The 7,214-nt window shown below is 67.6% G+C and carries 4 protein-coding genes; 1 reads left to right on the forward strand and 3 read right to left on the reverse strand.

The window, feature by feature from the left end; translation table 11 throughout:
- Nucleotides 1–154 precede the first annotated feature (154 nt).
- Entirely contained in the window at nucleotides 155–3,079 is a 2,925-nt protein-coding gene (locus A7A76_RS21055; RefSeq protein WP_206413142.1) for a TonB-dependent receptor plug domain-containing protein, read from the reverse strand.
- Between the two features lie 359 nt (nucleotides 3,080–3,438).
- Between A7A76_RS21055 and A7A76_RS21060 the strand changes: the two genes are divergently transcribed.
- Entirely contained in the window at nucleotides 3,439–4,044 is a 606-nt protein-coding gene (locus A7A76_RS21060; protein WP_206413143.1) for a hypothetical protein, read from the forward strand.
- 229 nt (nucleotides 4,045–4,273) lie between these two features.
- On the opposite strand, the gene A7A76_RS21065 is transcribed toward A7A76_RS21060, so the two are convergent.
- Together A7A76_RS21065 and A7A76_RS21070 are read right to left on the reverse strand one after the other, a co-directional pair.
- A complete protein-coding gene (locus A7A76_RS21065; RefSeq protein WP_206413144.1) occupies nucleotides 4,274–5,188 on the reverse strand; it encodes a helix-turn-helix domain-containing protein in 915 nt (304 codons plus the stop codon).
- Nucleotides 5,189–5,332: 144 nt separating this feature from the next.
- The coding region (locus A7A76_RS21070) for a PD40 domain-containing protein (RefSeq protein ID WP_206413145.1) at nucleotides 5,333–7,214 on the reverse strand (1,882 nt) is incomplete at its 5' end.

Here is a 7,214-nt window from a genome sequence, read left to right on the forward strand (position 1 = left end):
CAATGCGACTACGACGAAACTTGCGGCGCAGTTGCATTGTCGCGGTCGCGGCTCGCGCCGCTCCTACAGCTAGTTCGCCCAAGTTTCGCGGGCATAAAAAAACTACGGCCCCTCGCGGGGCCGTAGTCGTGTCGCGGTGTCGCCTGGGCTTCTATCAGAAGCGCTGGGTGTACTTCATGTACACGAAGCGGCCGATGTCGAAGCTGCCGTTGTAGCTGAAGCTGCTGTTGGGCTGGCTGAACATGGTCTGGCCGACATGGTCGAAGACGTTGTTCGCGCCGATCGCCACGGTCGCGTTCCACGGAGTGTTGTAGCGGACCTGCACGTCGTGGAAGGTGTTGCTGCCCACTTCGCGCACCGGCACCGCGCCCTTGTACGAGGAACGGTAGTTCGGGTTGCTGCACTCCTTGCCGCCGTCCAGATCGTACGCGCACTCTTCCTTCAGGCCGCCGTAGTAACGGATGCCCCAGCTCGCGCCGAAGTCGCCCCAGCTCCAGTCGGCGTTGAAGTTCGAACGCACGCGGAAGTTGCTCAGGCCGTCGGCGACCCAACCGGTGCGCTGCTCGACCGGCGTGGTGCTCTCGTTGTCGCGCTTGTATTCCAGGTAGTCGACGTAGGTCGTCTTCCAGTTGAACGAGAAGTTGCCGAAGCGGGTGTCGGCCAGACGGTAGGAGAGGTTCAGGTCGTAACCCGCGGTCTCCTGGTAGCCGGCGTTGATCAGGTTGCGGGTCACGCCCACGACCTGGCCGTCCCCGTCGCGCACGAAGCGGTTGCACGCCGAGTTGATGCCGAGCACGTAGCAGTTGTTCAGGATCGAGGTGACGGTCTCAGCCGCGATCACGTCTTCGATCTTGATCTTCCACCAGTCCAGACCGATGTCGAAACCGCCGAACCAGCTCGGGCTGTACACGAAACCGATCGAGGTCGACTTCGAGGTTTCCGGGGTCAGCAGCGGGTTGGAACCCGACAGGAACGCGCTGTCGGACTGAGCGTTCGGGCCGGTGGCCGGCTTGCCGCCCGAGGCGACCTGGCGGAAGTTCGCCGGGACCGCGCCGGCGCAGCGCGCGGCGACCTGCGGGTTGCGCACGGCCGAACCGAACAGCGTGTCGCACGGGTCGGTGTAGTTGTCGAAGCTCTCGCCGACGCCGCCGTACAGGTCGGCCACGGTCGGGGCGCGGAAGCCCGTCGCGTAGGTGCCGCGGATCAGCAGGTCGTCGAACGGCTTCCACTTCAGGCTGAACTTGCCGTTGGTGGTGTCGCCGAAGGTGTTGTAGTCGGAGTAGCGGCCGGCGATGTTGAACGACAGTTCCTTCGCGAAGGCCACATCCGACAGCACCGGCACGGCCAGCTCGGCGTAGAACTCGTCGAGCGAGTAGCCGCCCTGGGTTTCGCTACCGGCCAGGTCGGTGCTCAGGCCCGACTGCAGCAGCGCGTCGGGCGAGTAGTGCGCCGATTCCTTGCGGTGCTCATAACCCACGGCCAGGCCGAGGTCGCCGGCCGGCAGGGTCGCCAGGGTGCCGCTGAGGTTGAGGCTGTAGACCTCGGTCTTGGTGGTCGAGGTGTCGTGGGTCGGCAGGTACAGGAACTTCTGCAGATCCTTGTTGTTCAGCGAACCCGGGGCGTTGACGTCCGGACCCAGCAGCGGGTTCCACGCCAGGCAGCCCGCGATCGGGGCGGCGGCGGTGCCGCAGCGCGCCACGCCGTTGGCGTCGATGAACGATGGGCCCAGCGCCTTCTCGGCGTTCGGCAGGAACAGGTTGCCGGTGCCGGTCTTGGTGCCCTTGTTCTGGTTGTACAGGTAGCCCGCGTCCCAATCCCAGGTACGGCCGGCCAGTTCGAACGAACCTTCCAGGCCGCCGCTGAAGCGGTAGGTGGTCAGCTCGGACTTGGTCTGGCGCGGAACTTCCCAGCCGCGGCGGTAGAAGTCGGCGTCGACGCCGAGCGGGTTGAACGCACTGCCGGCCTTCAGGGTGAGGTCGCCCGGGTAGCGGTCGCTGAAGCCGGTGGAGCGGAACGGATAACCGGCGATCTGCTGGGTGGCTTCGCGATCCGTGTACAGGATGTCGGCCTTGGCGCGCAGGTTGTCGGTGATGTCGAACTCGGCGTTGGCGAACACCGAACGACGCTCCAGGCCGGTCGAGAGATACATCTGCTCGTTGGCGTTGGCCTGGTCCTTCAGACCGTCGGTCGGGTGGAAGTTCGACAGCTTGGAGGTGTCGGTGGTGCCGCGGTTCGCGGTCCAGGCGTTGCCGTCGGCGTCGAACAGCGTGCCCCACTGGTTGATGGCGCTCCAGCCGTTGCTGCGCACCGAGCCGTCGGGACCGCCGAGATCCGGGAACGGATGGGCGCGGCCGTTCGGGTAACGGGTGAAGTCGCGGTCGCGGGCCATGACCGGATCTTCCTTGCTGTACTCGGCGCCCAAGGTCACCGAACCGCGCTCACCGGTCTGGCCGATGACGAAGTTGTAGACCTCCTTGCTGCCGTCGCCCTGGCCGTACTGGCCGATGTAGGCGCTGCCTTCCAGGCCGTCGAAGCGCTTGCGGGTGATGATGTTCACCACGCCGGCGATGGCGTCGGAGCCGTACAGCGCCGAGGCGCCGTCGGTCAGCACTTCGATGCGCTCGACGATCGAGCTGGGGATCGAAGCCAGATCCGAGTAACCGGTCGAGCTGATGCCCATGCGCTTGCCGTCGATCAGCACCAGGGTGCGCTGCGGACCGAGGTTGCGCAGGTCGACGTACTGGCCGCCCACGTCTTCGCCCGAGGCGAGCGCGTCGGCGCGCGAGATCGCCGGCGAACCGGTGGCGGTGATGTTCTGGACGATGTCGGCGACCGAGGTGAAGCCCTGCTTCTGGATCTCGGCGCGCGACATGGTGACGACCGGCTGCGACGTCTCCAGGTTGGCCTGGCGAATGCGCGAACCGGTCACCTCGATGCGATCGAGGGTGGTCGGGTTTTTGGAGGCATCGGCTTCTTGAGCGCCGGCGATCGCCGGGACCAGAGCGGACACAAGCGCCGCGGCAATGGCGGACGGCAGAACGCCGTACCGCGCCGCGGGGCGCAGACTACGATGGTTCATCTATCTCTCTCCAGTAATCTCGTTATGGGCGTGTTAAAACGCCATGCAAAAGTACGTTCCAACTCCCCGCACTGCTTTGCGGTTGGCAGCGGGAGACTTTGCGCAGTCGGTCGTAGAGGCCACTGTCATCGCTGCGAAAGACGCATGTCGCGCGCGTTAAATGTGATGAATTTCAGGTGTTTTTGACCGATCTCGTCGCGCTCGCGCGTTCGCGATACGACTCGGCGAACGCTTTGCTTGGCATTGCCGAGGGTCTTGCTGAATTCGCACAACGGCTTTGCATCGCATCTTTGCGCAACCGGCCCGGTCGCGGCGAAGCCGCTGATTTCCGGTAGCGCGATGCATACGCATCGAAGCGGATGCGTATCGAAACCTCGCGCGCAGCCGCGCGGACGCGCAGCGAACATCACGTTTTTTGCGCCTGTACATGTTTATGGAATGCATGCGCGTGCAGCTTCGTCGCGCCGTTCGCGAGCGCGCATCGCACAGTGGATTCGACGGCGTTGACTGAACGAATCGTTCAGACGGGCGAGTTGGCGGCGCGCCGGATGTCGATGCCTCGCGGCACGCTCATCGCCAAGCCGATGCGACGCGCGTTGGCGTCGCCGCGCGACGCACTCGATGCGTTCGATGCTGAACGATTCGTTCATGACGCGATGCCCGCATCGACACGAGGCCGGATGCGTTGCGTTCGCTCGCCGCATTCGCCGCCAAAACTGAATCGTCCGTTCATGCGCGCGAGATCGAGCGCGCTGCGGACGCACGGCATCGGCGCGATCGCCGACACGAACACGGACGCACGACGCACGCGAACGCACGAACACATAAATAAGAAGGGATCGAAACGAGAACGCGCGCCACGCGCGGGGCCGTGGCATCGACGCGGCGCCGACGGCGCCGCGATGCCGCCGAGGCTCGGCTGCGCGCGATGCGCGCAGTCGAAACCTCGGCGTTGCTGCGGGTGATGCGGAGTCCGGCCTGTTGGGGGAGGCGGCTGGCGGTATCGGCCTGGCGGTGGTCCCGGATCGGCGACTGACGATCGAATCGGTCGGGTCGGATCGGGGCGGGCCGGATACGGCGGGCTCGGAGCTTGCGTTTACGGTGGTGCCGACATCGTTTCGGAGCGTACTGCACGGCCAGGCTTCGGCCGTTTCGCAACGTCTTTCGGTGTTTCGTAACGCTTTCGTCGCCCGATCAGCTCGCCATCGCCAGCTTGCGCAAGGGCACGACCGACGGCTTGGCGGCTTCGGCCTTGGCGCTGGCCGCGGCGCTGCGGTAACGCGTGGCCGAGGTGCCGAAGCGGGCGCGGAAGGCGCGGGCGAAGCTGCAGCAGTTGTCGAAACCGCTGGCGGCGGCGACCTCGCCGATCATCATCGAGGTGTTCTTCAGCAAGTCCGCGGCGTGTTCCAGGCGCATGCGGGCCGAAGCGGCCTGCGGGCTCTCCTCGTACAGGCTGTGGAAGGTCTTGGAGAAGTACCAGCTCGAGAAGCTGGTCAGCTCGGCCAGTTCGCTGATCCGCACCACGCGGTCGCAATTGCCTTCCAGGTACAGGCGGGCGCGCTGGAGGCGGCCGAAGACCTGGCGCTTGCGGCTGCGCGAACGACCCGGGCAACGCTGGATGCGCGCGGTCAGCTCGCGCTGGACGCCGGCCAGATGCAGCAGGATCGGACGCAGGGCGTTGAGGTCGAAACCGGTGTCGGCCTCGTTGTTGCGCGCGCTGGCCTGGCGCCACAGGCGCAGGGCGATGCGGGCGTCGTGGCGGTTCATGCGGCCGCGGCCGGCGTAGAGGCTGCTGTCGGCCAGGCGGGCCATGGCCTTGATCGCGTCCGGGGTCAGGTTGAGACCGACGCAGACGCCGTAGCGGTCGGCCTGCAGCACCGGCTTGGAGTCTCGCTCGAACGCGATCCAGTCGCCGCGCTTGAGTCGGAACTTGCCCTCTTTGGCCTCAACCCACGAGCTGCCGCGCAACTGCACCCAGATCGAGAAGTGAGTGCCGGACAACTGGGCGCTGCCCAGTCGCGAGACGCCGACGCAACTTGCCTGAACGGATTGATCCTGCGCGTCCAGCTGCAGCAGCTGTCCGCGATCCGCCCACAATGCTTGCTCCATTGGTCCACCTCATTTGCGGGGTATGAGGTTTTTATTTGCGCGAGCAACGAACCCGGGCGCAGGAAATTTGACGGAGAGTTAGGCGAATTTGGAACGATGTCACATCCGATGAACTTCCGAAAGGACTTTCCGCAATCTAATCAATCAGTTGAGCCAGCCCGGCACAAAGGTTTTCGGTTCCTCGGGCAGGTCCATGTAACCGATATCGGCGCCATCCCACTTGGCCAGCGCCAGATAGACGGTGTCGCCGCGCGGACTCAGGCTGAATCCGTTGATCGCCGAACGCCGGCTCTGGTCCAGGCACAGGGCCGACGGCGGCAGTTCCGGGGTCGCGATCCGGCGCATCAGCGACAGGCAGGTCGGCTGCTGGTCCATGTAGCGCAGGTCGCCGGTCGCGCTGGCCACGTCCCACAGGCGGTAGCGGTCGGCGACCGGTTCGCTGTCGTCGATCTGGCGGATGCTGGCCGCGGTCAGCGACAGGTCGGCCTGCCACAGCCCGGCCTGGGTCTGGCGGGCGAACAGCAGGCGGCCGTGGGCGGGGTCGGCGCGGCCCTCGGACACGTCGTCGATCGCCGCCAGCCGCTTCCACGGCGAGGCGCTGCGGTCGAACAGGCTCAGCCGCAGGCGGCCGTCGCCGGCGCTGGCCAGGATCAGGATCCGGTTCGGATCCGGCAGCTGCATGGCCTGGATCGGCTCCTCGACCGGCACCGGCAGGCGCGTCACCCGCCCGCTGGCCGGGACGATCTCGAACACCGCGTTGCGGCCTTCGGCGTCCGGCCCGACCACGGTCACCCGGGTGCTGTCGGCCGACCACGAGGCGCCGTAGCGGGTGCCCGGGGTCACGCCCTGCAGCATGCGCAGCGAGTCGGGCTGGTCGAGGTCGGCCCACCACAGGTGGTTGCTGCCGGAGCGGTCGGAGAAGAACACGATCTGGCGCCCGTCCGGCGCCGCCGCCGGCAGCATGTCGCGGGCCGAGGACGGGAACAGCGGGTCGACCACGTGCACCGCGCCCTTGGAGGTGTCGCCCAGCACCACCCGGAACAGGCCGAAGTAAGGCTTGCGCTGGACGAAGGCCGCGGCCGGACGCGAGGCCGCCACCGCCGGGAACTGCGCCGACTCGATGCCCAGGTCGCGGGCCTGGCCGGTTTCCAGGTCCAGCCGGAACAGGCGGGTGTCGCCGTCGATCATGCGGCCGAACAGGAGGCTGCGGTTGTCCGGCAGCCAGTCCCAGCCGCGCACGTCGGCGCTGAGCTGGCTCAGCCGCTCGGCCGTGCCGCCCTCGGCCGGCAGGCGCCAGAAGTCGCCTTGCGGGTTGTTGCGCAGGAACACGATCCAGCGCCCGTCGGGCGAGAACCGCGGCGACAGGTCGAGGTTGCCGGCGCCCGGGCGGTACGGCACCGCGCGCCATTCGCCGCTGGCCAGGTCGAGCACGCGCATGCCGACCATGCCCTGCGGGGTCTGCATGCTGCCGAAGATCAGGCCGCGGCCGTCCGGGGTCCACTCGAAGGTCGGCGGATTGCGCGGGTCGCATTCGCCGACCTCGCGCTCGGCGCCGCCGTTGGCGGCGATCAGCAGCACCTTGCACGAGCGCGCCGGGTCGACCCGCAGGAACGCGATCGAGCGGCCGTCCGGCGACCACGCCGGAGCGCTGTCCTCGGCCTGGCCGCTGGGCCGGCTGAGCTGGCGCGGCGGGGTCTGGTCGGTGGTCTGGACCAGGATCGCGGTGCCGCGCTGGCCTTCGGGGATGGCCACGTAGGCGACCAGGGCCGCGTCCGGCGACAGGGTCGGCTGGACTTCGAAGCCGGGCATCGAGGTGATCAGGCGGTACGGGCGCGGGGAACCGGCGACCCGGGCCGGATCGACCGGCGCCGGCGTCGCGCCGGGCGCGTGCGACTGCCGCGCCAGCGACCACCACACCAGCCCGACCACCAGGCACAGCACCGCCGCCACCGCGGCCACGATCGAGCGCCAGGTGCCGCGCGGGCGCGGCTGGTTCGGCAGCGGGATCGGCTCGATCCGCTCCGGC

Origin of the sequence: Lysobacter enzymogenes, from assembly GCF_017168095.1 — a bacterium.
GTDB lineage: Bacteria > Pseudomonadota > Gammaproteobacteria > Xanthomonadales > Xanthomonadaceae > Lysobacter > Lysobacter enzymogenes_D.

Excerpts from the sequence above, each read along its gene's own strand:
- A7A76_RS21055 (WP_206413142.1), bottom strand. The coding sequence starts at position 3,079 with ATGAACCATCGTAGTCTGCGCCCCGCGGCGCGGTACGGCGTTCTGCCG.
- A7A76_RS21060 (WP_206413143.1), top strand. The coding sequence starts at position 3,439 with ATGCGTATCGAAACCTCGCGCGCAGCCGCGCGGACGCGCAGCGAACAT.
- A7A76_RS21065 (WP_206413144.1), bottom strand. The coding sequence starts at position 5,188 with ATGGAGCAAGCATTGTGGGCGGATCGCGGACAGCTGCTGCAGCTGGAC.